Origin of the sequence: Kitasatospora sp. NPDC086009 (assembly GCF_044540385.1) — a bacterium.
Lineage (GTDB): Bacteria > Actinomycetota > Actinomycetes > Streptomycetales > Streptomycetaceae > Kitasatospora.
This window is the reverse complement of sequence record NZ_JBITSA010000015.1, coordinates 88,304-113,050: the sequence shown is the minus strand read 5'-3', so window position 1 is coordinate 113,050 and position 24,747 is coordinate 88,304. Positions and strand designations below refer to the sequence as shown.

Here is a 24,747-nt window from a genome sequence, read left to right as displayed (position 1 = left end):
TGGCGGGTCACTCCCCGATCGCGTCGGCGGACAGGGTCAGCAGCTCGCGCAGCCGCTCGGTGGACAGCTCGGCCAGCCACTGCTCGCCGCCGCCGACCACGGCGTCGGCCAGCGCGCGCTTGGCGGAGATGAGGTCGGCGATCCGCTCCTCGACGGTACCGACGCAGACCAGCCGCCGGACCTGCACGTCGCGGCGCTGGCCGATCCGGTGCGCGCGGTCGGTGGCCTGGTCCTCGACCGCCGGGTTCCACCAACGGTCCAGGTGGATCACCTGGTTGGCGGCGGAGAGGTTCAGACCGGTGCCGCCGGCCTTGAGCGAGAGCAGGAAGACCCGCGGGCCGTCCGGGGCCCGGAACCGCTCGACCAGGTCGTCCCGCCGCCCCCGGGGCACCCCGCCGTGCAGGTACAGCACCTCGCCGCCCAGGCGGCGGCTCAGGTACGGCTGGAGCATCGCGCCGAACTCGGCGTACTGGGTGAAGACCAGCGCGCGGTCCCCCTCGGCCAGCGCCTCCTCCAGCACCTCGACCAGCCGCTCGACCTTGCCCGAGCGCCCGGCCACCTCCGTTCCGTCGTGGAGGAGTTGGGCCGGGTGGTTGCACACCTGCTTGAGCCGGCCGATCGCCGCCAGCACCGCCCCCTTGCGCTCCACGCCGCGGATGCCCTGGAGGCGCTGCAGCAGGTCCGCGACCACCGCCCGGTAGAGGCCGGCCTGTTCGGCGGTGAGCCCGCAGTGGACGGTGAACTCCTGCTTGGCCGGGAGGTCCTGGGCGATCAGCGGGTCGCTCTTGCTCCGGCGGAGCAGGAACGGACCGCTCAACCGCCGAAGCCGGGCCGCGACCTCGGCGTTGCCGGACTGCTCGACCGGGATCGAGAAACGCTCCTTGAACGACTCCGCACTGCCGAACAGGCCGGGGTTGGCGAAGTCCAGGACGGCGTGCAGATCGGCCAGCCGGTTCTCGACGGGCGTGCCGGTGAGGGCGATCCGGGGGCCGGAGCGCAGTGATCGCAGCGCCCTGGACTGCCGGGCCGCCGGGTTCTTCACCTGCTGGGCCTCGTCGGCGACGATCCGCCGCCAGCGGATCCGCCGCAGGTCGGCGACGTCGCGCTGGACCAGCCCGTAGGTGGTGATCACCAGGTCGGCGGACGGATCCGGCGCCGAGCGGTCGGCGCCGTGGTGGACGTGCACGCGCAGGCCGGGGGCGAACCGGGCGGCCTCCCGCTGCCAGTTGCCGACCAGCGACATCGGGCAGACCAGCAGGGTGGGCCCGGCCGCGCCGCGCTCCTGCTCCAGCGCGAGCAGGGCGAGGGTCTGGACCGTCTTGCCCAACCCCATGTCGTCGGCGAGCACCGCGCCCAGGCCGAGCCGCCCGAGGGCGTCCAGCCAGGCCAACCCCCTTCGCTGGTAGGGGCGGAGAGTGCCGGTGAAGGCCTCGGGCAGCTGCGGCGTCCGGTCGGCGTCGCCGGGCCGACCGGCCAGCAGGTCGCCGATCGGCCCGGTCGCGTGGACGGCCGTGACGGGGAAGCCATCCACACTGGCGCGGTCGTCCACGGCCAGTCGGAGCAGCTCGACCGGCTCCATCGTGCCGCTGCCGTGGTCGGCCAGGAACCTCACGGCAGCGGCGAGTTGGGCCTGGTCGACCTCGATCCAGCGACCGCGCAGCCGGACCAGGCCCTGCTGGGCGGCCGCGAGCTCGGCCAACTCCTGCTCGGTGAGGGTCACTTCACCGAGCGAGAGCTGCCACCGGAAGGCCAGTACGGCGTCCCGGTCGATCTGCGCGGTGCGCTTGACCGCGCCGGGGGTGGCGGCCGGAGCCGCGGTGAGGACCAGCCCGAGCCGGGGGCGCCGCTGCCACCAGGCCGGGAGCAGCACCCCGAAGCCGGCCCGGGTGAGGGCCGGCGCCGCCGTGCGCAGGAAGTCCAGCGCGCCGTCGCGGTCCAGGTCGACACCGGTGGGGCGGGGGTCCAGCAGGGCGGTGCGCAGCGGCGGGTGGATCCGGGCGGCCCGGTCGAGCTCGGCCAGGTAGGCCTCGGCCGGATCCGGGACGGTGCGGGCCAGGGCCGCGTGCGCCTCGTCCTCGGCCCACAGCGCGGCGGCGGGCACCACCAGGGACGGCCGGTCGGCGGCCTGGACCAGCAGGTCGAGCCGCCAGGAGTCGGCGACGGCGCCGCCGTCGGGGTCGTCCGGGTCCGGGCCGAGCGGTTCGCCGAGGCGCAGGTTCAGCCGGACCGGGCTGTCCGGGGACCGGGCGGCGTACCAGGCGGCGAGCCGCTCGGGCAGGTCGGCGGGCGGGCGCTCGGGAAGCCGGCCGTCGGCGGAGTGGAGCGCGGCGAGCCACGGTTCGGCGGGCGGTTCGAGATCCGCGAGCGCGGCCCGGGCCTCGCGGTCGACCAGGGTGTCCAGCAGATCTGTCGACAGGTCGACGGCGCTGCGCCCGGCCGGCGCCGGCTCCGTGGTCGGTGGTCCGGGCGTGTGCTGTCCGGGCGCGGGCGCTGCAGGCGTGGGCGGTGCGGACGCGGGCGGTGCGGACGCGGGCGGTGCGGGCGCGTGCGGTCCGGGCGCGTGCTCGGCGCGGCAGACCGGGGGGCAGCCGGCGGCCAGGGCCGCGAGCTCCCGGCGGGCCGCGGTGTCCGGCGCGGGCCGCCAGCGCGCGTACCACTCCCCCGGCCGCTCCTGTTCCAGCGCGGGCAGCAGCCGCCCTCGCCCGACCAGCCGCCAGGCGAGGTCGTGGACGGCGGACAGCCAGCGCAGCGAGGCGCCGTACGCGACCTCGACGGTTTCGCCGCCCGGGAGCTCGACGGTCGCGCCCGGCCAGTGCGGGTCGTGCAGGGCACCCAGCAGCTGGGCCGCCTCGGCGGCGTCGAACAGCAGGGTCGGCACCCGCCAGGGGCTGAGCGTGACCCCGCGCGGCGCGGCTCCGACCGGCAGATCGGGCGAGGGCACCGGTCGGCCGCCGAGGGCGGGCAGCAGCAGGCCGGTCCAGCGCTCCGCCCCCTGGCCGGCGAGCCAGTCGAGGCCCGGCCCGATCGCGCCCAGCAGACGCGCGACGTCGGCGGCCGCGCAGGCGAACGGATGGGCGCCGGCCCGGGCGCCGTCCGCCGCACTCCGGTCGGCCGCCGCGCGGCCCTCCCGGTACACCGCGGCATCCTCCGCCCAGAGGGCGAGGCGGCCGTCAGCTCGCCAGAGCGCGTGCAGGGCGTACATCGGCCGGGGCCTTCCGGAGCGGTGCGGACAGCGGGCTTCCCAGCCTAGCTTCGAGGTCCGACAGGTCGGCCGGGCGGCGGGTGGTGCCCCCGCAAGTCCCCCCATGAGGTCTGTTGACATCAAGTATCTTGACGTCGAGATTCATGTCCGGCAGGCTGCTCCCCGAACACCGGAACGGCGAGGGGCAGGGGTCATGGCACAGCACGGGGGCGGACTACTGGCGCAGCTGCGGCGGCCGCCGGGCGGACGGGACGGGCGGGTCATGCTGCTCGCCCAGTTCCTGGACCGGACCGGCACGGGGGTGTGGGCCGCGGCCTCGGTGCTGTACTTCACCTTCGTCACCCGGCTGGACGCGCGGCAGGTCGGCCTGCTGCTGGGCGTGGCCGCCGTGGCGGGCATCGCCGGCTCCCCGCTGGCCGGGCAACTGGCCGAACGGTTCCCCGTCCGGGGGCTGCTGATCGGGTGCCACCTGGTGCGGATCGCCACGATGGGCCTGCTGCTGGTCTGCGACGGCTTCACCGCGCTGCTCGCCGTGATGGCGGTGACCTCCCTGGGCGAGCGGGCGGCCAAGACGCTGGAGATGCTCTTCGCCACCCGGGCGACGGGCGAGCGGCGCTCCACCTACCAGGCACTCACCCGCAGCGCGGCCAACGCCGGGTACGCGCTGGGCGCGGGCATCGCGGCGGTCGGCCTGGCGGTGGGCACCACCGACGCCTACCGGGCACTGGTCCTCGGCAACGCGCTGTCCTTCGCGGTGACCGCGGCCCTGGTGTGGCGCACCCGGGAACCGCGCGGCGGCGGCCGGGTCGCGGCGCGGGCCGATACGCCGGGCGCCCCGGCACAGGAGCCGGCGCCCAGCCCGTGGCGGGACCGCGGGTACCTGCGTTTCGTCCTCCTGGACATCCCGATGAGCCTGGACGACTCGGTGCTCAACGTCGGGCTTCCGCTCTGGCTGGTGAACCACACCTCGGCGCCGCACGCCCTCGTGCCCGCCTTCCTCGCGATCAACACCGTCCTGGTGGTGGTGCTCCAACTCCGGGTCTCCGCGCGCGCCGAGGGCCCGCACCGCGCGGCGGCGGCGGTCACCCTGTACGGCGTGGCGATGTCGGTGGGCTGCGCGGTCGTGGCACTCGGCACCGGCGGCGGGGCCTGGTCGGCGGCGGCCGCCCTGCTGGTCGCGGCGATGCTGGTCACCGCCGCCGAGCTGATGCGGTCGGTGAGCTCTTGGGAGCTGGCCGTCTCGCTGGCCCCCGAACGGGCCCGGGCCTCCTACCTGGGCGTGGCCGGCATGGCCCAGTCCGTCCAGAAGTCGGCCGGCCCGCTGCTGCTGACCGGCGCGGTGATGGCCGCCGGCCCGGCGGGCTGGCTCACCCTCGGCGCCGCCGTCGCGGGACTCTCCGTCGTGCAACGCCGCTCCTGCGAACGGCGGTTGGCGGAGCTCGCCGCACCGATGGCCGAACCGCCGAGCACTCCCCGGGGCGGAGCCGTCGACAGGGCACCGGAACTGCGCGCCTGAGGTCCGGTCTCCGGAGGAGTTGCCGCCCGCGAACCGCGAGGTGGAGTCGCTCGGGGCGGTCGACGACCGAGCGGGCGGCCGTCGACCGGGGAGCGACACCCGGTTCAAGCCTCCGGCGACGGGAACGCTGCCGCCGGGGGTGGTCGGGATGGCAACGGCAGGGGGTACCGGCCCGGGGCCGGGGACCGGTCCGGGCGGCGGTGGCGGGCCGGGCGGCGGTGGCGGGCCGGGGAACACGCCGGGCGGCGGACCCGGCGCTCCGCCCGGGCGGTCACGGCAGCGAGCCGTTCGAGCCTGGCTGGGCCACTGGTCCACCGTCCTCGGCGGTCTCGGGACGCTGCTCGCGGGCCTCGCCGCCGTCCTGACCTGGTGGCAGCTTTCGGGGAACAACTCCCCCCACCCGGCGTCCTCCGGCGGGCCGGCCGCCGCCGCGGCACCGGCGAGCACGTACGCGTCGACGACTCCGGGCCCGGTGGCCACCGCCACGACGGCGTCCTGGGCCGGGACCTGGCGCGGGAGCATCACCCAGGGACGCGAGAAGTACGTCGTCCTCGTACGGATCCGCGACGCGCGGATCGGCGAGGAGTTCGCGGACGCCGAGTACTCCCCGCTCGGCTGCACCACGGTCTGGCTGCTCACCGAGCGCCTCCCGAAACGGCTGACCGGCCACGAGAGGGTCACCCGCAACACCCGGACGACGTGCGTGAACGGCGACTTCGTGCTGGAGCCGCGCAGCGACGGCACGCTCCTGTTCGACTGGGGCCCGTCGCGGGCCACCGGCATCCTGACCCGCGAGTAGCACCGCCCTGAAACTCTCGGCCCGATCGCGGTAGGGGGTGACCCATCTGGCTCATCTGGCATGCGGTGGTGGGAACTTGGGCCTACGTTGCGGTGCGAGGGGGCTACCGGACCGAAAGGTGAAAACCCAATGGCAGGGAAGTTCGAGCTGTACACCGACGAGACCGGCATGCACCGGTTCCGGCTCAAGGCGAGCAACGGCACCGTCGTGGTGACGGGCGATCCGCACGAGAGCCGGGACGACTGCATCAGGAGCATCGAGTCGATCCGGAAGCTCGCGCCCTACGCGGAGCTCAAGGAGACGGCGGCCGGTCCGGCCCGGTAGGGCGGACGCACCGCGCTTCGGGCGGGTGAGGGCGCAAACGCGGGTCGGTGGCACAATCGCCGACCCGCGTTCGTTTGTTCGACAGATCCCTTTGGCCGCCTGCACGCCGGATGCGGACAGAACGTTGGCATGCGCGTCGTCATCGTCACCGAATCCTTTCCGCCCGAGGTCAACGGAGTCGCCCACAGCGTGCTGCGGACGGCCGAGCATCTGGTCCGCCGGGGCCACCAGCCGCTCGTCATCACCCCGGCACCCGCGCGGGGGGCCGAGTGCCCGCCGCACGTCTTCGGAGGCGGGACGGGGGCGGCCGAGCTGCCCGTGGTCCGCGTCCCGTCCGTCCCGCTGCCGGGCTACCCGCAGGTCCGGATCGCGCTGCCCGGCCGGCAGCTGACGGCCGCGATCGCCGGGCACCGGCCCGACATCGTCCACCTGGCCAGCCCGTTCGTGCTCGGCGCGCGCGGGATGCAGGCCGCCGCCCGGCTGGGTGTCCCCGCCGTCGCCGTCTACCAGACCGACCTCGCCGGGTACGCGCACGCCTACCGCGCGGGCCGCGGGCTGGGCGAGGCCGCGGCCTGGCACCGGATCCGGACCGTCCACCGGGCCGCCGCCCGCACCCTCGCGCCCTCCACCCCGGCGGCACAGGACCTCACCGCGCACGGCGTGCCGCGGGTGCGGCTCTGGCCGCGCGGGGTGGACTCGGTCCGCTTCCACCCGCGCCACCGTGACGAGACGCTGCACCGGGCCCTCGCGCCCGGCGGGGAGGTGCTGGTCGGGTACGTCGGACGGCTCGCGCCCGAGAAACGGGTCGACCTGCTGGCGAGCGCCTCGGCGCTGCCCGGGGTGCGGGTGGTGGTGATCGGCGACGGACCGTCCGCGCCGGGGCTGAAGGCCGCGATGCCCGGCGCGGTCTTCCTCGGCCGGCGGACCGGGGAGGAACTGGCGCGCTGTTTCGCCACCCTGGACGTGTTCGTGCACACCGGCCCGCTGGAGACCTTCTGCCAGACCATCCAGGAGGCGATGGCCAGCGGGGTCCCGGTGATCGGCCCGGCCGCCGGGGGGCCGCTGGACCTGGTCGGCCACCGCCGGACCGGCCTGCTGGTGCCGCCGAGGGACGGCGCGGCGGTGGCCCGGGCGGTCACCACGCTGGCCGGCGACGCCGAGCTGCGGGCCGCCTACGGGCGGGCCGGGCGGGCGGACGTGACGGCCCGCACCTGGGAGGCGGTCGGGGACCTCCTGCTACGGCACTACGCGGAGGTGCTGGCCGAGCACCGCGGCACCGCGGTGGCCGAGGTCACGGGTGCGACCGGACCGGGCCGCGAGGGGGCGGCCCCGACGGCCGCCCCGGCGTGCCCCGCCGAGGGCGCCCCGGTGGCGGAGGAGCTCCCGGCATGACCGACCACGGAGCCTCGCTCCGGATCGTCCGGGTGGCGAACTTCGTCACCCCGGTCTCGGGCGGACTGCGCACGGCCCTGCGCCACCTCGGCGAGGGCTACCGGGCCGCCGGCCACACACCGGTGCTGGTCGTCCCCGGCGAGCGGCGGACGGAGGAGGAGACCGGGCAGGGGCTGGTGGTCACCCTGCCCGGACCGGTGCTACCCGGCAGCGGCGGCTACCGGCTGCTCACCGACCGGCGGGCGCTCGCCCACGAGCTGACCCGTCTGGCGCCGGACCGACTGGAGGTCTCCGACCGCACGACGCTGCGCTGGACCGGCGGCTGGGCCCGGCGCCACGGCCTGCGCTCGGTCATGGTGTCGCACGAGAGCGCCGCCGGGCTGCTCCGCACCTGGGGCCTGCCCGGCCCGCTCGCCACCGCGGCCGCCGACCGGCTCAACTTCCGCACCGCCCGGTCCTACGACACCGTGGTCTGCACCACCGACTGGGCGGCCGCCGAGTTCCGCCGCCTGGGCGTACGAAACCTCGCTCAGGCACCGCTGGGGGTGGACCTGACCGCCATGCGCCCCCTCACGGCCGCCGAGCGGGCGGACGAGCGGGCGCGCTACGCGGACCCGGGGCAGGCGCTGCTGGTGCTCTGCTCCCGCCTCTCGGCGGAGAAGCACCCCGAACGCGCCGTCGACGCCCTCGCCGAGCTGTCCTCGGGCGGGCTGCCGGCCGTCCTGGTGGTGGCCGGCACCGGACCGCTCCGGTCGCGGCTGGCCACCCGGGCCGGGCGGCTCCGGCTGCCGGTGCGCTTCCTCGGGCACGTGGCCGGGCGGGGCGCACTGGCCCGGCTGCTCGGCTGCGCCGACGTGGTGCTCGCCCCCGGACCGGTCGAGACCTTCGGGCTGGCCGCGCTGGAGGCGCTGGCGTGCGGCACCCCGGTCGCGGTCAGCCGGTCCTCGGCGCTGCCCGCCCTGGTGGGCCCGGCCGGTGTCGCGGCCGACGACACCGGCGCGGGATTCGCGGGGGCGGCGCGTGAGCTGCTCGCACGCCCCGAGGAGGAGCGCCGCGCCGCCGCCCGCGCCCGGGCCGAACAGTACGGCTGGCCCGCCGCCGTGGCGGCCTTCCTCGCCGCGCACCGTGCGGCGGCCGTGGTGCCGGCCCCGCTCGGGACGCCGGACCGGGGGCAGGACCAGGACCGGGCCCGGGAGCGGGTGCAGGACCGGGCGGTCTCCCCGGCCCCCGGGACGGAGGAGGCACGATGAGCACGGCCGTCGTGGGGGACGAGGGCGGCGAGACGCTCCCGGGCACGGCGCGCCCGGAGGCGGCGACCCACGAGCCCCTGCCCCTGCCCCTGACGGCGGTGGCCCCGGGCAGCGTGCGCGGGGAGCGGAACGCGGGTGCCGGGAGCGCCGTCGAGCCGGTGCGGTTCGTGGCCCTCGGCGACTCCCTCACGGAGGGCGTCGGTGACCCGGTCACCGGCGGCTGGCGGGGCTGGGCGGCGCTGCTCTCCGGCTCACTGGCTCCGCCGGGGGTCGGCGTCGAGTTCACCAACCTCGCGCGGAGCGGGGCTCTCACCACCGACCTGACGACCGAGCAGCTGCCCGCCGCGCTGGTGCTGCGCCCCCGGCTGGCCGCCGTGGTGGTCGGGGGCAACGACACCCTGCGGTCGGAGTTCGACATCGGCCGCACCGCCCGGGAGCTGGACACCACGCTCCGCGAACTCTCCCGCGGCGGCGCCCTGGTGCTCACCGCGTGCCTGCCCGACCCGGGCACGCTGCTGCGACTGCCGCGGCCGCTGGCCCGGCCACTGGCCCGCCGGATGGACGCGGTGAACACCGTGGTGCACGCCCTCTCCGCGCGCCACCGCGCCCTCCACCTGCACGTCGCCGGCCTGCCCTGGACGGCGCGGCGCGGCTTGCTGAGCGTGGACCGGCTCCACCCCAGCGCCGAAGGGCACCGGCTGATCGCCCGGGGCTTCCACGAGTTGCTCGCGGCCGCCGGCCGGCCGCTCGGTCCGGCCCCCACCGGCGGTCCCGTCGACCCGCCCCCGGGCGCCGTCGCCGACCTCTGGTGGATGGCCACCCGCGGCACCAGCTGGGTCGCCGAACGCAGCACGGACCTGCTCCCCGGCCTGCTCGCGCTGGCCGCCGTCGAAGGCTGGGCACGCCTGCGCGGTGCCACCGGCCGCCACGACGAGCGGATGGCCCGGGCGGCGGCGGCCGCGCTCGGCGCGCTCGCGCCGGTCGACGCGGACCCACGCGGACCGGTCGACGCGCTCGCGCCGGCCGGACCGCACGGCGGCCCGCCGAAGTGATCGCCCCTCACCGCCGGACGGACCGCTACCGCTGGTACGCCGGTACCGCCGGTTCGCCGCGGTAACCGGCGGGGAACCGTTCGGAGCGGGTGGGGTGTCGTGGTGGGCAGCGGGCGGATCGACCTGCCCGGATCGAGGGAGGGAGTCGGAGCAATGACGGACCGACAGAGCGGTGACTTCGGACGTGAGTTGATGGCAGCCGCCGGGGTGCTCTTCCCGTCCGCCGACGGCCGGGTGCTCGTGGTGCGGCTGCCGTACGACCGGAAGCACCCGGTGGCCGTCCCCGGCGGGGGCTGGGATCCAGAGGACGTGTCGCCCCGCGCGACGGCCGTCCGGGAGGTCCGCGAGGAGCTCGGGTTCACGCCCGTGCTCGGCCCACTGGCCTGCATCGACTGGACGCTCGACGATTTCCGCCCGCCGATCGCCGCACACCTCTACTGGGCCGAACCGCTCACCCCCGAGCAGTCGGCCGCGTTCGCTCCGGACACCGCCGAGGTCGGCGGGTGGACCTGGCTGACCGCCGAACAGGCCGCCCACGCGCTGCCGCCCCGCCTCTCCCGGCGGGTCACCGCCTGCCTGCGGGCGCCGCGCTCGGCCGGTCCGCTGGAGCTGGAGGACAGCCACCCGGCCGGGCACACCCTGGAGCATCTGACGGTCGAACCACCGCCGGAGTACACCCGGTTGGCGGGTCTGGCGCTCACCGGGGACACCACCGGGACGGCTGTCGAGCCGCCGGCTCCCCCGATGGACCGGGCCGGCTACATCGCCAGCCGGCCGCGGATCCGGGCCAAGGCCCGGGCCGTCTTCACCGACACGGCCGGGCGGGTCCTGCTGGTACGCCTGCGGCCGTGGCCGGGCGGCGGCGAGGAGCCGTACTGGACGCTGCCCGGCGGCGGGATCGAGGCCGACCGGGAGCTGCCCCGGGCGGCGGCCCGGCGGGAGATCCGCGAGGAGCTCGGCTGGGAGTACGAGCCGGGCCGGCTGCTGGCCCTCGACTGGCTGCCCGGCCGGGGCGCGGACCCGGCTCACGACCGGGACACCGCCGTACTCGTCTACCTGTTCGACGGCGGGACCGCGTCGGACGAGCGCCTCGCCTCGATCACGCTGCCCGAGGACGAACTGGTCGAATGGCGGCTCTGCGACCCGGCCGAGGCACGCGCGCTGCTGTCCGCCCCGTCCTGGTCGCGGACGGCCGCCGCGCTCGCCGCCCGCGGCGGCTCCGGCGGACCGGCCGAGCTGGTCGAGGGCCGACCGGCGCGCTGACCGGGCGGCCCGACCGGTGGCCCCGGTCCACACTGGAGGCATGGAGAACGGGATCGCGGACGTCCTGGCCGGCCGTCGGGTGGAGTCGGTCCGCGGGGGCGGGCGACTCGACATCGACCTGGACGGGCCGGTGACCGTCCGGGTGACACACGAGTTCCGCTTCGCCGTGCCGTCCGGGGTGGAGCGCTTCTACCCCGCGCCGGCCGTCCGCCCGACCGTCCGGCTGCTCGCCCTGGTCGGCCGGACGGTGGGAACCGCCCGGGTGACCCCGGCCGGTGGGCTGGAGCTGGTCTTCGACGGCGACACCGTCCTGTCGGTGCAGCCGCACGCCGTGGTCGCGCCCTGGACGGTGCTCACCCCCGAGGGGGTCGTCTGCTCCGGGCTGGCGGGTGGCGAGGTGACCTGGACGGGCGGCCCGGGCGGCTGAGCCGGGCCGCACCCGCGACCGGTGGCCGGACCGGCGGCCGGGCCGGACCCTGCGCCGCGCGACGCAGGGTCCGAGCCACGGACGGGTCGGCCGGACCCCGCCGAGGGCCGGACCGTTCCGGGCCCCGGAGTGGGTCAGACCTCCATGTCGGCCTCGATCTTCGTCAGCTGGTGGCGGGCCATCGCCAGGTTGGCCCGGCTCTTGTCCAGCGCGAGGTAGAGGAAGAGGCCCTTGCCGCTGCGGCCGGTGAGCGGCCGGATCAGGTGGTACTGGCTGCTGAGGGTGATGAGGATGTCCTCGATGCCGTCCTGCAGGCCCAGCATGTCCATCGTGCGCATCTTGGCCCGGACCACGTCGGTGTTGCCGGCGGCGGCCACGTTGAGGTCCAGCCCGCCGGGGCCGTCGAGGGTGGCGAGTGCCATGCCGCTGTTGTAGTCCACCAGTGCGGCACCGAGGGCGCCTTCGATCACGGTCATGGTCTGCTTGAGCGCGCCTGCTGCGTCCGTCATGTCGGTTTCTCCGGTTCGTTCGTGGGTTGGGGATCGGTGGGACGTCGATAGGTGGGGAAGGTCGGAAGTCGACACGTCGACAGGTCTGCCCGTCGACAGATCCGTCCATCGACCGGTCTGCCGCCGACAGGTCGCCGGGTCGGCGGGTGGTGCTTCGGGCGGCGGGCGGTCAGCCCACCTCCTTGGACTCCCGCACGTCCTTGGGCGCGAGGGAGTCGGCGAGGAGCTCGGCGATGCGCCCGGCGGAGCGCCTGGCCTCCAGGTGCAGCCGGCCCACGTTCACGTCCGGGTGCGCCAGAAGGGTCAGCACACAGCTTCCGCCGGCCGCGTAGGTGGCGACGTAGCCGTGCTCGCCGCGGACCAGCGACTCCCGGAAGTCGCCCTGCCCGGTCGTGTCGGCGAGCCGCTGCGCCAGGCCGAGGGAGGCCGCCGTCATCGCCGCCAGGCCCGAGGGTTCGGTCCCGTGGGTGTCGTGGGCGACCAGCAGGCCGTCCACGCTGGCCACCAGCCCGCCCGCGAGATGCGGTACCCGATGCTTGAGGGCGCGGAGTTCGGCCAGCAGCTCGGTCTCCAAGGCGATCAGTTGTCTCCTTCCGACACGCTGCTTGAGCGCCCGCCTCATGGCCGTGAGGACGGAGTCGCGGGCGGAGAGAGGTTCAAAGTCGGGCCTCCAGAAGGTCTCGGACCCGGGTCAGCAGCGCGATGTCCGGGTCTGGAACGGTCAGCGGGTGGGTCGCTGCCGGGGTCGGTGGAAGGGCGGCGGAGCGGGTGGCCCCCGCCGGGACAAGCCCGGCCAGCGCGGCCCCGGGGACGCGACGGTGCAGCCCACCGGTACGGCCGACCGGCGGGTGACCGGCAGCGGACCGCCCGGCCGGCACGGTCGCGGCGGCCGGCAGGCCCCCGAGCGCCCCGGCTCCGGCCGGCGCGTGCCCGGCGGAGACGTGCGCAGCGGTGCCGGGCGCAGCGATACCGGGCGCCACCGGTGCCTGGGCGGCGTGCCGAGGCGCGGCGCGTCCCGGGGTACCGCCTCCCGGGGCGGGTCTTCCAGGGGCACCGGCGCCAGGGACAGCACCTCCGGGGGTGGCGAGCAGCCCGGCGGCGGCGAGCCGGCGGATGTCCGCCGTGGTCGCGAAGGCCGAGCGCCCGAGCAGCCGGGCCAGCTCCGCCGGGGTTCTTCGGCCGTCCACGTGGTCGAGCAACTCACGCTGGTGCCGGCTCGGCCGGCGGCGGACCACCCGGGTGGGCGCCGCCGCCCACACCTCCCGATCGGCCCGGCCACCCTCGACAGCTGGTCGTCGCTCCCCGAACTCCCATGCCGCACAGGCCTCGTGGGCGTCATGAACCTCACCGACAACGTGCCCCTCGTGAGCCTCGTGCGCCGCACGGAACCCGTCGGACTGCCGAGCGGCGACAGCCCCGGCAGCACCGACAGCACGACCGGCCCCGACCGCTTCGCAGGCCACCGGGCGGACCGGCGCGGTGTCGACTTGGGGCCACGGCCAGATCCGTTCGAGCAACCGACGGCGGCGGTCGACCTCCCGGCAGAGCCGGAAGGCGCTCACCGCCGAGACCGGCCCGAGCCAGTGCCGCACGCCGGATTCGAAGGACCAGCACCCCGCCGTCGACGGTCCGGCGAGCCCGCCCGACCGGGTCGGTGCGGCCGCCCCGACCGACCCGGCCGCCTCCGCCGCACCGGAGGCCCAGGCGGCGGCGTTCCATGACGCGGCGCCGACGCAGTCCAGGACGAAGAACGCGGCGTCGTACAGCGCGCCGAGATGGCAGATCTCCAACTCGCCCCGGCTGAGGCTGCGTTGTTCCACCAGCGCCTCGCCGACCCGGCACTGGGGGCCGAAGCTCCGGACGGTGTCCCGCCACGCCTCCGGGGTGATCCGGCCGCACCCGGTCAGCAGGGCGGCCAGATCGGGGCTGTGGTCGGACTCGGCGTGCACCACCAGTCCGTCGGCGAAGTAGAGAGCCCCCGCGGGCCCGCGCAGAACGCCGGTCAACCGGCCCTCGGCGAGCCTGGTGACCGCCTCACCCGGGTTCCGCCCGAGCCGCCCCGGGGTGAGGACGCCCATCGGGGGCAGGACGAGGCCGCTCATGCCGACCGCCGGTGGGCGACAGGCTTCCGCCCGGACGGCCGAAACACGACGGCGGGGGCCGGACGGGCATCCGCGCAGTTCGCAGGACCGACCGAGGCCGAAGGGGTGGCCGGATTCACGATCGTGTTCGTCATCCGAGCACCAGTTCCTCGGCGAGGCCCTGGAGGCGGTAGCGCGCCGCAGCCAGGTTGCCCTCGGTCCGGTCGAGCCAGAGATGCAGGACGAGCCGGCTGTCGAAGACGGTGTCAATGAAGCACAACAGGTGGTAACTGCGGCCCGCAGTGACGATGATGTCCTGCAACGGCGCTTGCCGGTCCTCCGCCCCGGTGAAGGTCTGGCTCTCAACAGCCGCCCGTACCAGGTCGGTTGCTTCGGCGGCCGAGGTGTCGTGGTCCCCGCTGGGGCTGATCCCGATGCTGCCGAGGGCGAGCCCGCTGCTCCAGTCGATCAGACTGGCAGCCCGGGCACCGGCGATCGCCATCGCCCCGGAGAGGCATTCGTCGATACCCGGCACTCGGGCTCCTTCGGAGGGTTCGGTACGGCCGGGAGCGCTCGGTCGGCACCGGCCGGTCCACCACGACCAGTGGCGGCTTCGACACGGAAGGCTACTGCCGGATTCCATATGACGAACATTCCAATGGCATATTCACACCGCAGCAGGCCACTTTCAGCCATCCTGTGACACATCGTCAGATCACCGCTCACGGCGAAGCCGCTGGCCGGGCGACCGGCTGCCGAACAGCCCGGGAGGCGACCAGGGGCGCGACCTTGGCCGGTTGTCGGCCACGACGGAGGGTTTCGGACGGGATGTGCGGTAGGGCCGCATCACGCCACGCTCGCCCCACCGAAGTCCGTCCGGCCACCGCGGCGGGGCAGCGGGCGATCAGGATGATCACGTGGCCGACCGCGCGCGGGCCCATGAGATCGACTCGTTCGGCCGGACGCAGCCGCCACCCTGGGCGACGAAGCGGCGGCAGCCGGGGAGAGTGCACCCCGTCCGGCCGGCGCCGACTCCCGGGGCAGTCCGGCAGTCCGGCAGTCCGAGGGAACGAACAAGGCGGCCGCCCCCGATGGGGAGCGGCCGCCTTGGAATGGAGCGCCAGGCCCGGGTCGAACGGACTCTTCCTACTGAAAGTAGGACGTGCTCCAGTAGCACCTCTGACGCCTGACCGAGAGATCATTTCCTCTCGACGGGAAGAACATTAGCAGGACATCACGCCTGGTCAGAAATCGAGTGGGCGGCAACGGGAGACGGACCCGGCGGAACCCCGGCACCACTCGACCGCGCCCGTGACAACGAGCGACGACGACCGGTCGAGCCGGGGCAGCACCGGGCGCCCGACGCGACACGGGAAGGCCGGGCCGGGCGGTCGGCGGGCCGAGAGCCGGCGGCCGGATTGCTCCGAACGGGCCCCGGACGGCGGGTCGCACCATACTGGGGACATGGCGCAGAACACTCCTCCGCCGCACGCTCCGCCGACCGTCACGGTCAAGGGCCGCGAGGTGCGGATGCGTACGATCGCGGTCGCCGTCCTCGCGGTGCTGGCCATCTGGTTCATCGCAGCCAATACCGGATCGGTCTCCATCACCCTCTGGGTCGCCACCGTCACCCTGCCGCTGTGGGCGGTCCTCACCGTGACGCTGGCCGTCGGGCTGGTCATCGGGTACTTCCTCGCCCGTCGGCGGGCCAAGGTCTGAACCGGCCCTGGACCCCGGTCCCGGGCACCGCCCGGCCGGGACCGGGGCGGCGGCGCGTCCGCACCCACGGCACGCACGGCACACGGCCCACACGGCACACCGCCCGTCGACGGACGGCACCGGCGGGCCGCGGCGCGATGCCCACGACCCGCCGGTGCGGCCCGGCGTCAGGAGAGCAGGATCTCCTTCGCCTTCCGGAACTCCTCCTCGGAGATCGCCCCGCTGCTTCTGAGGCCGGCGAGCTTGGCCAGTTCGTCGACATGGCCGCCCGCCCCGCCAGCGGTACCGGTACCGCCGCCCTCACCGGCGGCCGCCTCCTTGACGTACGCCTTGAAGGCGGCGTCGGCCTGCTTCGCCTGCTCCAGGTCGCGCTCGCCCATCGATTTGCCGCGCGCGATCAGGTAGACGAAGACGCCGAGGAAGGGCAGCAGGATCACGAAGATCAGCCAGCCGGCCTTGCCCCAACCGCCCATGTCATGACTGCGGAAGATATCCGAGATGATCTTGAACAGCAGGAAGAACCAGAGGATGAAGAGGAAGAGCTCCAGCATCGTCCAGAACAGGTTGAGCAACGGGTAGTCGTCCACGGTGTCCTCCTCCCGCCGGCCGACCGACCGTCGGTGGCCACGCGGTGAACCGCGCCGCCCGGAGGTGGGCGGCGGACAAACGAGTCATATCACCGCTATTCGGCCGCCGCATGTCAGACATCGAACAGCCGGCGAGCGCGTCGAGCCCTCCGAGGAGGCTCTTCTCCACCACCCGCGCGGCGATTTCCCCGGCGCCCCCGCTCACCCACTGGCCGCGACCAGGCGGAGCTCGACGACGGCGCCAGGTGGGCGAACGCCTTCGCGCTCACCTCGGTGACGGCTGAGGTCGAAGCGCGGATCACCGCCCTCGTGAAGCAGGCGGCGAGCCGAGGCCCCCGCGGCGGGAGCCCACACCCGAAACAATTGTTCGAGCATACGTTCGATAACGGCGTAGGCTGGATCCATGCCGAGCACCCTGCACCTCCAGCCCTCGCTGTTCGACGACGCCGACGGGGGCGGGGCCGCGCTGGGGCCTCTCACGGGGGTACGGCGGGAGGTCCTGGGCGCCGGCGCCTGGGTGGACCTGCTGCCCGGGTGGGTGCACGGGGCGACCGGGCTGTTCGAACAGCTGGCGGCGGAGGTGCCGTGGCGGGCCGAGCGGCGGGAGATGTACGAGCGGGTGGTGGACGTGCCACGGCTGCTCGCGTCCTACGGGGAGCGCGACGCGCCGCCGCACCCGCTGCTGGGCGAGGCCCGGGCGGCGCTGAGCGCGCACTACGCGGAGGAACTGGGCGAGCCGTTCCGGACCCTGGGGCTCTGCTACTACCGGGACGGGCGCGACAGCGTGGCCTGGCACGGTGACCGGATCGGGCGCGGGGACCGCGAGGACACCATGGTCGCGATCGTCTCGGTGGGCGAGCCCCGGACGCTGCTGCTGCGCCCGCGCGGGGGCGGCGGGCCCGTCGTCCGGCACCCTGTCGGGCACGGGGACCTGCTGGTCATGGGCGGGTCGTGCCAGCGGACGTGGGAGCACGCGATCGCCAAGACCGCCCGGCCGGTGGGGCCGCGGATCAGCGTCCAGTTCCGGCCGCGCGGGGTGGCCTGAGCAGCCACGGCCGGGAGCGGGCCGGGCGTCCCGGTTGCCGGGGGGCCGGGGGTCGCGGAGGCTGGCCGAGGGGTCCGCCAGGGCTTGGAGGACGGCATGCCGAAGGCCGGCAGGTACCACGAGGGCGTCCCGTGCTGGGCCGAACTGGCCGCGCCGGACGTCGAGCGGGCACGACGGTTCTACGGCCGGCTGTTCGGCTGGGAGTACGTGCCGACCGGCCCGGCCGGTGACGAGTACCTGGTGGCGACGGTGCGCGGGGTGCAGGTGGCCGGGATCAGGTCGCGGCGGGAGGTCGACGGGCAGGGACGGCCGGCCTGGACGACCTACCTCGCGGTGGACGACGCCGACCGGACGGCCGGACTGGTCCAGGAGGCGGGCGGACTGGTCGTCTTCGAGCCGTTCGACGTGCCCGACCAGGCGCGCGGGGTGCTCGCGGTGGACCCGCTCGGCGCGGACTTCGGGCTCTGGCAGGGGTCGCTCAACCCGGGGGCCGGCCTGGTGAACGAACCCGGCACGGTCGCCTGGAACGATCAGCTCTCCCCGGCGCCGGACACCGCCCGGGACTTCTACGGCCGGGTCTTCGGCTACGAGTATGACGCCGCCGCGGCCGACCACACGGTCTTCCGGGTCGGCGGGCAGCCGGTCGGCGGGATCGGCGGGGACCCGGGCATCGACCCGGACGGCCCACCGGCCTTCTGGGCGGTGTACTTCGGGGCGGCGGACACCGACCGGACGGTGGAGCGGGCGGTCCGGCTCGGCGGGAGCGTGCTGGACGGACCCGAGCCGACCCCGTACGGGCGGCTCGCGGTGGTGCGGGACGACGGCGGGGCGGTGTTCACCCTGATCTCCGTCCCTCCGGGCGAACCGGCCGACCCGGGACCGGACCAGGACCAGGTACCGGCCCCGGGACCGAATCCGGACCAGGACCCGACCGACCGGACGACGATCTGAGCTCCTGCCCGCTCCGCACCGCGGGGGCGGTGGGCCGGGCCCACCGCCCCCGCGGTCCGGGCGGGTCGCCCGTCGGCACGTGCCCGGCCTGGGACCCCACTCCCGTGACCGGGCCGCTGTCACCCGCCTCGGCCCCTTCCTCGCGGGTCAGTCCTTCACGGCGCCCGCCAGCCCGGAGACCAGCTTGCGCTGCACCGCGATGAAGAAGATCAGTACCGGCACGGTCATCAGGGTGGACGCCGCCATGATGCCGCCCCAGTCGTTCTCGTCCGGCTTGAAGAACACCAGCAGCGCCGAGGGGAGCGTCTGGTTCTCGGTGGCACTGATGATGAAGGTCTTGGCGAAGACGAAGTCGTTCCACGCCGCGATGAAGGAGAACACGCTGGTCGCCGCCAGACCGGGGGCCACCAGCGGCAGCAGGATCCGCCACAGGATGCGGGTCCGGCTGGCACCGTCGATCTGGGCGGCCTCCTCGATGGAGACCGGGACGGCGGCGACGAAACCGCGCATCATCCAGATGCCGAACGGCAGTGAGAAGGCCAGCTGCACCAGGATCAGCGAGGCCAGGGTGTTGAGGCCGATGCCCGGCGCGACCCGGCCGGCGTCGCGGAACATGAAGAACAGCGGAATGGTCAGCGCCTCGACCGGGATCATCTGGGCGATCAGGAACATCACCATGATCGTGGTGCGGAACCGGAAGCGGAAGCGGGTCACCGCCACCGCCGCCAGGAAGACCACCAGTGCCGACAGCACCACCACCGAGAGCGCGATGACCAGGCTGTTGAGGAAGTAGCGGCCGAACCCGTCGACGCTCAGCACCTGCCGGAAGCTCTCCAGCGTGGGGTGGGCGGTCCACGGCCTGGGATCCAGCGACTGCACCTCGCCCTTGGGCTTGAAGGCCGACAGCACCATCCAGAAGATCGGGAAGGCGGTGACGACGGCCACCAGGATCGCGGTGGTGTTGGCGGCGAGCCGCCAGCGGCTACGGGCGTTCACAGTTCATTCCCCGTCCGTCGCAGGGTGCGGATGTAGAGGACCGTCGGGATCACCAGGATCAGCAGCATGATCACGCCGATCGCCGCGCCGAGCCCGTACTGGGAGGAGGCGAACGCCTTCTGGTACGCGTACACGTTGAGCACGAGGTTCTGCCCGGCGATGCCGCCGCCCTCGGTCATCACGTAGATCTGGGTGAAGACCTTGAAGTCCCAGATGACCGACTGGATCACCACAACGGTCAGGATCGGCCGGAGCATCGGGGCGGTGATCCGGCGGAAGGTGGTCCAGGTGCCGGCGCCGTCCAGGGCGGCGGCCTCCAGGATCTCCTCGGGGATCGCCCGGATGCCCGCGTAGAGCGTCACCATCACGAACGGGAAGGAGTGCCAGACCACCACGGCACCGACGATGAGGAACGCCGACCACTTGTCGTAGAACCAGTTGTACTCGTGGAAGCCGCTCAGTCCGAGGTCGACCAGGGTCTTGTTGACCAGACCCAGGTTGGTGTCGAACAGGAAGCTCCACACCGTCGATCCGGTCATCGCCGGCGCCGCCCAGGCCGCCATCGCGGCGGTGGTCAGCACCAGCCGGGCCACCCGGCCGACCCTGGTCAGCAGCACCGCGAGGGTGGCGCCGACGGCCAGGGTGGCGATCACGCAGAACGCGGCGAAGCCGATCGTCTGGGTGAGCACCGACCAGAACTGGGTGTCGCTCAGGATCTTCTCGTAGTTGCCGAGGCCGACGAAGCTGGTGGGCACTCCCCCGGACGCCTGGGCCTGCCCGAAGTCCAGCACCGACAGCAGTCCGAGCTGGTAGATCGGGTAGGCCACCAGCGGGATCATGATGATCGCGGCCGGCAGGAGGAGCAGCAGCGGTGGGCGGCGCCGGCCGCGCGGGGGCGCGGCCGGGCCGGTGCCCCGACGACGCCCGCTCGGGGAAGTCGACGCCGCCGGGGCAGTCGTGGTGGGTGCGGACACGTACGGGACCTCTCTCGGGGCCTGCTCTCTCGGGCGTGCGATCAGTGACCGGCCGCGAAGGCCGAGGTGATCTGCGTGGCGGCGTCGCCCGAGGCCTTGGCCACGTCCGACTTTCCGGTGACGATCTGCTGGAGCATCGTCGGGATGACGGCCTGCGCGTCGATCTGCGCCCACGCCTGGTCCAGCGGAACGAACTTGGTGCCGGCCGCGATGGTGTCGGTGAACGGCTTCAGGAAGGCGTCCTTCGCCGCGACCTTGTCGTTGACGGACTTGAGGGTCGGCAGGTTCCCCATCGCGTCGTACATCTGCTCCTGGTAGCCGGGGCTCGCCAGCAGCTCGGCGAACTCGACCGCGAGGGTGCGGTGCTTGGCCGCCTTCATCACCCCGAGGTTGTTGCCGCCGCCGAACGCCGGGGCGATCGACCCGGACTTCTCGCCGGGCAGCGGGACGACGCCGTACTTGCCGTTGACCGGGCCCGCGTCGACCTTGCTGCGACTGGAGTTGGGCAGGATCGCCATCGCGGACTTGCCGGCCGCGAAGAGGTCGACGGTCTTGCCGCCGGTGAGGTCGGCGCACTGCTGGGCCGGACAGCCGTCGGCGCCGAAGAGGTCCGTGTAGCGCTTGATCCCGGCCTGCGCGGCGGGCGAGTTGATCCCGGCCCTGAACGCGGCGCCGTCCTTGGTGGCGATGTCGCCACCGGCGTCCCAGACGAACGGCAGCGCACCGAAGGTGTACTTGCCGCCGACCGCGATGCCGAAGGTGTCCGGGTGCGCGGCGTGGATCTTCTGGTTGGCGGCCACCAGCTCCTGGTACGACTTCGGCGCGCTCAGCCCGGCCTCGGTGAAGAGGTCGGTGCGGTAGTACAGCGCACGGACGCCGACCCACCACGGCAGGCCGTAGGTCTTGCCGTCCAGCACGGCGGTCTTGGCGATCGCCGGGTCGAGGTCGCCCTTGTCCTTCCACTTGTCGAGGTCGGCGCCGATCTCGGCGAGGCCGCCGGCGGCGACGTAGCCGGGGAGGTCGGTGTTGCCGAACTCGACCAGGTCCGGGGCGCTGTTCGGGTCGTTGAACGCGCCCTTCATCTTGGCGGCGCGGGCCGAGGCATCGGTGTCGATGTAGCTGATGTCGACGGTGACGCCCTGGTGCGAGGCCTGGAACTCGGTGATCGCCTTGCTGATCACCGCCTCCTTCGCCGCGTTGCCGGCCTCGTTGTACAGCCAGACCTGCAGGGTGCCCGTCCGGTCGTCGCCGGCCCGGTCGCCGGCCGGCAGCGCGGTACCGGGCGAACAGGCGGCAGCCGCGAGGCAGCTGGCGGCGAGGACGGTGGCCGCGGCGGTCCGTCTGATGAGTCGCATGGGTGGAGACCTCCCCTCCCGACAGCTGCCGCCGAGACGTGCGCCGCTGGGGACGGGCACGTCGAAGCAGGCCCTGACCGGGGCCGATGGTGGGTGCGTGAACGCCTTGATGTGGGGGTACGGCAGAGCGACCGCTCGGGTGGGCCGCGGCGCCTGCTCGATGCCACGGACGTTAGGCGGGGGCGCTCGGGGGCAACAAGAGGCCGTTCGGGAAGTTTTGCAGTGCACAACGCTGTATCGAAGAATCGGCTAACCCGGCGCGAGGGGGTACCGTCTGACCACCGCCGCAGTCCGGCGGTGGAACGAGAGGGGAACGGACCGATGACGGAGACGGGGACCGGGTCGCAGGCCCGGCCACAGACCGGATCGGAGCCCGGACCGAGACCCGCGCCGGAGCCCGCGCCGGCGGCCGGCGCGGTCGACGGGAGCGACTCCGGGGAGCCGGCGAAGGACGGCGCGGAGCCGGCGAAGGCGGCCGCGAAGAAGGCGGCGGGTTCCGAGCGCAACCAGTCGTCCTCGCTGCGCCGCGCGCTGGCCGTCCTCGGCCACGTACGCGACCACGGCAACGGGCGGGGCGTACCGCTCGCCCAGCTCGCCGAGGCGCTGGGCCTCAACAAGAGCACCGTGCTGCGGCTGGCCGGCCCGCTGCTCGACGAGCACCTGCTCGACCGCGACCGGGAGACCGGCTGGTTCCGCCTCGGCCACGGCTCGCTCCGCCTCGGCCAGGCCTACCTGTCCACCCTCGACCTGCGCAGCGTCGCCGCCGAGCACCTGCGGCGGCTGCAGCGCGAGGCCGGCGAGACCGTGCACCTGACGGTCTGGCAGGCTCCCGGCATCGTGTACCTCGACAAGGTCGAGGACGAGACCAACGTCCGGATGGCCTCCCGGGTCGGCAGCCGGGCGCCCGCGTACTGCACCGCGACCGGAAAGGCGATCCTCGCCTGGCTGCCCGACGAGGCCGTCACCGAGGTGGTCGCCGCCGGGCTGCGCCCGGTCACCGCCTGGACCATCTCCGACGAGACGCACCTGCGGGCCGACCTCGCCCGGATCCGCGCCCGCGGCTACTCGATCGACGACCGGGAGAACGAGCCCGAGGTCCGCTGCGTCGCCGCCCCGATCTTCGACCACACCGGCGAGGTGACCGCCGCGCTGTCCGTCTCCGGCCTCACCTCGCGGATGACCGCCGCGCGGGTCCGCTCGCTCGGCCCGGTGGTCGCCCAGGTCGGCCTGCGGATCTCGCGCGAACTCGGCTCCGACCGCCAGCCCGGCTGACCGCGCTCCGGCCGGCCGGCCGTATTCCGTCCGGCCGACCGCATTTCCGGTCGGCGCGATTCCGGCGGGCCGGCCCCGGCGCGACGGGACCGTCGGTACCCGGAGAACGAATGAGGTCCGGTGCCTTTCCAGGCACCGGACCTCATTCGGATTGGAGCGCCAGGCCCGGGTTGAACGGACTCTCCCTACTGAAAGTAGGACGTGCTCCGGTAGCACCACTGACGCCTGACGAGGAATCATCTCCCTCGCGACAGGAAGAAGACTAGCAGGTCAGGGGCCATGCTCCGAACCGGCCCGGGCATCGGCCGAATCCGGGAAAACAGAAGAGGCCCGATGCCTGGAAAGGCACCGGACCTCGTCCGATGTGGAGCGCCAGGCCCGGGTTGAACGGACTCTCCCTACTGAAAGTAGGACGTGCTCCGGTAGCACCACTGACGCCTGACGAGAGATCATCTCCCTCGCGACAGGAAGTACAGTACCAGCTCGGAGACCCCGTCCCGAACCCGAGGAGAATCCCGGATGACCGGTCAGCGCCCCACCCCGCCCGAGGTCGTCGAGTACACCCCCGGCCACCTGATGGACGTCCACCGCCCGGTGGGTGCCGAAGGTCCGGCGGCCGTCGTCCTGCTCTGGCACGGGCGGGGCTCGGACGAGCGGGACGTGCTGCGGCCGCTGGCTCAGGAGGCGGCGGGGCTGGGGCTGCTGGTGCTCGTCCCCGACTGGCGCTCGGACCAGGAGGACGGCGGCCGTGCGCGGCTGCTGGCGTCGTTCGAGTACGCCCGCCGGGAGGCGGCCTCGTTCGGCGGCGATCCGGCCCGGTTCGTACTCGCCGGCTGGTCGCTGGGCGGGCGCGAGGCCGTCGCGCTGGCCACCCACCCGGACACCCCCGAGGAGCTCCGCCCGACGGCGGCCGTCGGGATCGCCTCCGCCTACGGCCGCCCGGCCGTGACCACGGGCGAGGCCCCGCTGCCGCTCCTCGCCGAGCGGCCCTCCCCCGTCCCGGTCTGGCTGGTGCACGGCACCGCCGACGACCTGGTGCCCGCGGCGCTGAGCCGGGAGCTGCACGCCGCGCTGACCGAGCGGCGCTCGCCGGTACGGCTGCTGGAGCTGGACTCCGACCACGCCGGCGTGGTGCTGACCGAGTACGACCCGGCCGTGGAGCGCTGCCGCCCCGCCCGGGCGGACCACGCCGTGCGCGCCGGCCGCGCGACCGCCCGGGTCCTGGCCGAGGCGGCGGCCGTCGGCGCACCGGCCCGGGCCGCCGACCCGGCCCGCTGACCGAGGGAGGCGGGCCGCGGTCAGCTGCCGACGGTGAGGGGCAGCGCGCGGACGTGGTGGTGGCGTTCGAGGGCTTCGAGGTCGCGCTGGAGCGGTGGCTTGGGTACCGCCAGGACGGGGCAGGCGGCGTGCCGCACGCAGTAGGCCGTCACGGACGGGCGCAGGGCGCGGGCGAGCGCCCCGCGGCCGCCGGCGCCGAGGACGAGCTGGTCCCCGGGGCGGTCGGCGGAGCGGACCAGGGCCCGGCCGGTCTCCCCGCGCACGGCCTGGCAGCGCAGCCGGACGCCCGCCGGGCCGCCGCCGAAGGCCTCGTCCAGCGCCTGCCGCAACCGGGCGACGGCCGCGTCGCGGCAGGCGCTGAGCAGCGGCGGGCAGGGGGACCGGCGGTAGCCGAACTCGCCGCCGGCCGGCGTCCAGCAGAGCACCGCGAGGACCTCGGCGTCGGTGCGGCGGGCCTCGGCGACCGCGTGGTGCAGGGCGGCCAGGCTGCCGAGTGACCCGCTGACCCCGACCACGAGGCGACCGCGCCCGTCCGGTTCGCCCCCCGGTCCGCCACCCGGCCCGACCGTCGACTCGCCCGTCGGCTCGTCCGTCGGCTCGTCCCCGTGGATTCCGGCGCCGTTGTCCGCCATCGCCCTGCCCGTCCTTCCGGCTGTCCTGCCGCGCTGTCGCGTGTCTCGCTGTCGGACTCAGCAAAGCCGGGCCGCGGCCGGAGCAGCCGTCCGTTGACGGAGCCCTGACGCGCGGCGGGCCGA

At 74.6% G+C, this 24,747-nt stretch carries 23 protein-coding genes; 13 read left to right on the top strand and 10 right to left on the bottom strand.

The features are described from left to right. Positions 1–7: 7 nt before the first annotated feature. Complete coding sequence (locus ACIF6L_RS29380) at positions 8–3,202, bottom strand: SNF2-related protein (protein ID WP_396490516.1); 3,195 nt, start codon at positions 3,200–3,202, stop codon at positions 8–10. A gap of 193 nt (positions 3,203–3,395) precedes the next feature. Here ACIF6L_RS29380 and ACIF6L_RS29375 point away from each other — a divergent pair, with 193 nt between their 5' ends. From ACIF6L_RS29375 to ACIF6L_RS29340, 8 genes are all read left to right on the top strand, one after another. Continuing rightward, positions 3,396–4,718: an MFS transporter gene (locus tag ACIF6L_RS29375; RefSeq protein ID WP_396490514.1), complete on the top strand. Its 1,323-nt coding sequence runs from the start codon at positions 3,396–3,398 to the stop codon at positions 4,716–4,718. A gap of 148 nt (positions 4,719–4,866) precedes the next feature. Further along, complete coding sequence (locus tag ACIF6L_RS29370; protein ID WP_396492608.1) at positions 4,867–5,517, top strand: hypothetical protein; 651 nt, start codon at positions 4,867–4,869, stop codon at positions 5,515–5,517. 129 nt (positions 5,518–5,646) lie between these two features. Then, positions 5,647–5,841 (top strand): DUF1508 domain-containing protein, encoded by a 195-nt coding sequence (locus tag ACIF6L_RS29365; protein WP_329490958.1) that lies wholly within the window; start codon positions 5,647–5,649, stop codon positions 5,839–5,841. A gap of 129 nt (positions 5,842–5,970) precedes the next feature. Further along, complete coding sequence (locus ACIF6L_RS29360) at positions 5,971–7,233, top strand: glycosyltransferase family 4 protein (protein ID WP_396490511.1); 1,263 nt, start codon at positions 5,971–5,973, stop codon at positions 7,231–7,233. Continuing rightward, positions 7,230–8,483, top strand: a complete 1,254-nt coding sequence (locus ACIF6L_RS29355; protein WP_396490509.1) for a glycosyltransferase — start codon at positions 7,230–7,232, stop codon at positions 8,481–8,483. Before ACIF6L_RS29360 ends, ACIF6L_RS29355 begins: the two co-directional genes overlap by 4 nt. Then, positions 8,480–9,535 (top strand): SGNH/GDSL hydrolase family protein, encoded by a 1,056-nt coding sequence (locus ACIF6L_RS29350; protein ID WP_396490507.1) that lies wholly within the window; start codon positions 8,480–8,482, stop codon positions 9,533–9,535. The genes ACIF6L_RS29355 and ACIF6L_RS29350 overlap by 4 nt, the downstream gene beginning before the upstream one ends. A 153-nt stretch (positions 9,536–9,688) precedes the next feature. Continuing rightward, positions 9,689–10,798, top strand: coding sequence for an NUDIX hydrolase (locus tag ACIF6L_RS29345; protein WP_396490505.1), 1,110 nt, complete (start codon positions 9,689–9,691; stop codon positions 10,796–10,798). 40 nt (positions 10,799–10,838) lie between these two features. Beyond that, positions 10,839–11,225 (top strand): DUF6188 family protein, encoded by a 387-nt coding sequence (locus ACIF6L_RS29340; RefSeq protein ID WP_396490503.1) that lies wholly within the window; start codon positions 10,839–10,841, stop codon positions 11,223–11,225. Between the two features lie 134 nt (positions 11,226–11,359). Here the strand turns inward: ACIF6L_RS29340 and ACIF6L_RS29335 are convergent, their stop codons facing one another. From ACIF6L_RS29335 to ACIF6L_RS29320, 4 genes are all read right to left on the bottom strand, one after another. Next, the gene (locus ACIF6L_RS29335; protein WP_329490951.1) at positions 11,360–11,734 is read right to left on the bottom strand and encodes a hypothetical protein; all 375 of its coding nucleotides are present in this window, start codon (positions 11,732–11,734) and stop codon (positions 11,360–11,362) included. 169 nt (positions 11,735–11,903) lie between these two features. Next, the gene (locus tag ACIF6L_RS29330) at positions 11,904–12,308 is read right to left on the bottom strand and encodes a roadblock/LC7 domain-containing protein (RefSeq protein ID WP_329490950.1); all 405 of its coding nucleotides are present in this window, start codon (positions 12,306–12,308) and stop codon (positions 11,904–11,906) included. Between the two features lie 82 nt (positions 12,309–12,390). Further along, on the bottom strand, positions 12,391–13,836 hold the full coding sequence (locus ACIF6L_RS29325) for a hypothetical protein (protein WP_396490502.1): 1,446 nt from the start codon (positions 13,834–13,836) through the stop codon (positions 12,391–12,393). Between the two features lie 130 nt (positions 13,837–13,966). Next, positions 13,967–14,350, bottom strand: a complete 384-nt coding sequence (locus tag ACIF6L_RS29320; protein ID WP_329490948.1) for a hypothetical protein — start codon at positions 14,348–14,350, stop codon at positions 13,967–13,969. 929 nt (positions 14,351–15,279) lie between these two features. On the opposite strand from ACIF6L_RS29320, the gene ACIF6L_RS29315 reads away from it, so the two are divergent. Then, positions 15,280–15,534 (top strand): LapA family protein, encoded by a 255-nt coding sequence (locus ACIF6L_RS29315; protein WP_396490499.1) that lies wholly within the window; start codon positions 15,280–15,282, stop codon positions 15,532–15,534. 167 nt (positions 15,535–15,701) lie between these two features. On the opposite strand, the gene ACIF6L_RS29310 is transcribed toward ACIF6L_RS29315, so the two are convergent. Next, entirely contained in the window at positions 15,702–16,121 is a 420-nt protein-coding gene (locus ACIF6L_RS29310) for a PLDc N-terminal domain-containing protein (RefSeq protein ID WP_396490497.1), read from the bottom strand. 403 nt (positions 16,122–16,524) lie between these two features. On the opposite strand from ACIF6L_RS29310, the gene ACIF6L_RS29305 reads away from it, so the two are divergent. Together ACIF6L_RS29305 and ACIF6L_RS29300 are read left to right on the top strand one after the other, a co-directional pair. Continuing rightward, the gene (locus ACIF6L_RS29305; RefSeq protein WP_396490495.1) at positions 16,525–17,166 is read left to right on the top strand and encodes an alpha-ketoglutarate-dependent dioxygenase AlkB; all 642 of its coding nucleotides are present in this window, start codon (positions 16,525–16,527) and stop codon (positions 17,164–17,166) included. Positions 17,167–17,262: 96 nt separating this feature from the next. Beyond that, positions 17,263–18,117: a VOC family protein gene (locus tag ACIF6L_RS29300; protein ID WP_396490494.1), complete on the top strand. Its 855-nt coding sequence runs from the start codon at positions 17,263–17,265 to the stop codon at positions 18,115–18,117. 147 nt (positions 18,118–18,264) lie between these two features. On the opposite strand, the gene ACIF6L_RS29295 is transcribed toward ACIF6L_RS29300, so the two are convergent. The 3 genes from ACIF6L_RS29295 to ACIF6L_RS29285 are packed head-to-tail and all read right to left on the bottom strand — an operon-like array spanning position 18,265 to position 21,442. Further along, complete coding sequence (locus ACIF6L_RS29295; protein ID WP_359806242.1) at positions 18,265–19,113, bottom strand: carbohydrate ABC transporter permease; 849 nt, start codon at positions 19,111–19,113, stop codon at positions 18,265–18,267. Next, positions 19,110–20,087: a sugar ABC transporter permease gene (locus ACIF6L_RS29290; protein ID WP_359806244.1), complete on the bottom strand. Its 978-nt coding sequence runs from the start codon at positions 20,085–20,087 to the stop codon at positions 19,110–19,112. Before ACIF6L_RS29290 ends, ACIF6L_RS29295 begins: the two co-directional genes overlap by 4 nt. A gap of 41 nt (positions 20,088–20,128) precedes the next feature. Continuing rightward, the gene (locus ACIF6L_RS29285; RefSeq protein ID WP_329490941.1) at positions 20,129–21,442 is read right to left on the bottom strand and encodes an extracellular solute-binding protein; all 1,314 of its coding nucleotides are present in this window, start codon (positions 21,440–21,442) and stop codon (positions 20,129–20,131) included. Positions 21,443–21,763: 321 nt separating this feature from the next. Between ACIF6L_RS29285 and ACIF6L_RS29280 the strand changes: the two genes are divergently transcribed. Beyond that, positions 21,764–22,714, top strand: coding sequence for an IclR family transcriptional regulator (locus ACIF6L_RS29280; protein WP_359806249.1), 951 nt, complete (start codon positions 21,764–21,766; stop codon positions 22,712–22,714). A 519-nt stretch (positions 22,715–23,233) separates the two neighbouring features. After that, on the top strand, positions 23,234–23,992 hold the full coding sequence (locus ACIF6L_RS29275) for an alpha/beta hydrolase (RefSeq protein WP_396490491.1): 759 nt from the start codon (positions 23,234–23,236) through the stop codon (positions 23,990–23,992). A 20-nt stretch (positions 23,993–24,012) separates the two neighbouring features. Here ACIF6L_RS29275 and ACIF6L_RS29270 read toward each other — a convergent pair whose 3' ends face one another. Beyond that, positions 24,013–24,624: a universal stress protein gene (locus tag ACIF6L_RS29270; protein ID WP_396490489.1), complete on the bottom strand. Its 612-nt coding sequence runs from the start codon at positions 24,622–24,624 to the stop codon at positions 24,013–24,015. Positions 24,625–24,747 lie beyond the last annotated feature (123 nt).

What these genes read in the sequence shown, in the direction of transcription:
- ACIF6L_RS29380 (WP_396490516.1), bottom strand. Translation starts at nt 3,202, where the DNA reads ATGTACGCCCTGCACGCGCTCTGGCGAGCTGACGGCCGCCTCGCCCTC.
- ACIF6L_RS29375 (WP_396490514.1), top strand. Translation starts at nt 3,396, where the DNA reads ATGGCACAGCACGGGGGCGGACTACTGGCGCAGCTGCGGCGGCCGCCG.
- ACIF6L_RS29370 (WP_396492608.1), top strand. Translation starts at nt 4,867, where the DNA reads ATGGCAACGGCAGGGGGTACCGGCCCGGGGCCGGGGACCGGTCCGGGC.
- ACIF6L_RS29365 (WP_329490958.1), top strand. Translation starts at nt 5,647, where the DNA reads ATGGCAGGGAAGTTCGAGCTGTACACCGACGAGACCGGCATGCACCGG.
- ACIF6L_RS29360 (WP_396490511.1), top strand. Translation starts at nt 5,971, where the DNA reads ATGCGCGTCGTCATCGTCACCGAATCCTTTCCGCCCGAGGTCAACGGA.
- ACIF6L_RS29355 (WP_396490509.1), top strand. Translation starts at nt 7,230, where the DNA reads ATGACCGACCACGGAGCCTCGCTCCGGATCGTCCGGGTGGCGAACTTC.
- ACIF6L_RS29350 (WP_396490507.1), top strand. Translation starts at nt 8,480, where the DNA reads ATGAGCACGGCCGTCGTGGGGGACGAGGGCGGCGAGACGCTCCCGGGC.
- ACIF6L_RS29345 (WP_396490505.1), top strand. Translation starts at nt 9,689, where the DNA reads ATGACGGACCGACAGAGCGGTGACTTCGGACGTGAGTTGATGGCAGCC.
- ACIF6L_RS29340 (WP_396490503.1), top strand. Translation starts at nt 10,839, where the DNA reads ATGGAGAACGGGATCGCGGACGTCCTGGCCGGCCGTCGGGTGGAGTCG.
- ACIF6L_RS29335 (WP_329490951.1), bottom strand. Translation starts at nt 11,734, where the DNA reads ATGACGGACGCAGCAGGCGCGCTCAAGCAGACCATGACCGTGATCGAA.
- ACIF6L_RS29325 (WP_396490502.1), bottom strand. Translation starts at nt 13,836, where the DNA reads ATGAGCGGCCTCGTCCTGCCCCCGATGGGCGTCCTCACCCCGGGGCGG.
- ACIF6L_RS29315 (WP_396490499.1), top strand. Translation starts at nt 15,280, where the DNA reads ATGGCGCAGAACACTCCTCCGCCGCACGCTCCGCCGACCGTCACGGTC.
- ACIF6L_RS29305 (WP_396490495.1), top strand. Translation starts at nt 16,525, where the DNA reads ATGCCGAGCACCCTGCACCTCCAGCCCTCGCTGTTCGACGACGCCGAC.
- ACIF6L_RS29300 (WP_396490494.1), top strand. Translation starts at nt 17,263, where the DNA reads ATGCCGAAGGCCGGCAGGTACCACGAGGGCGTCCCGTGCTGGGCCGAA.
- ACIF6L_RS29285 (WP_329490941.1), bottom strand. Translation starts at nt 21,442, where the DNA reads ATGCGACTCATCAGACGGACCGCCGCGGCCACCGTCCTCGCCGCCAGC.
- ACIF6L_RS29280 (WP_359806249.1), top strand. Translation starts at nt 21,764, where the DNA reads ATGACGGAGACGGGGACCGGGTCGCAGGCCCGGCCACAGACCGGATCG.
- ACIF6L_RS29275 (WP_396490491.1), top strand. Translation starts at nt 23,234, where the DNA reads ATGACCGGTCAGCGCCCCACCCCGCCCGAGGTCGTCGAGTACACCCCC.
- ACIF6L_RS29270 (WP_396490489.1), bottom strand. Translation starts at nt 24,624, where the DNA reads ATGGCGGACAACGGCGCCGGAATCCACGGGGACGAGCCGACGGACGAG.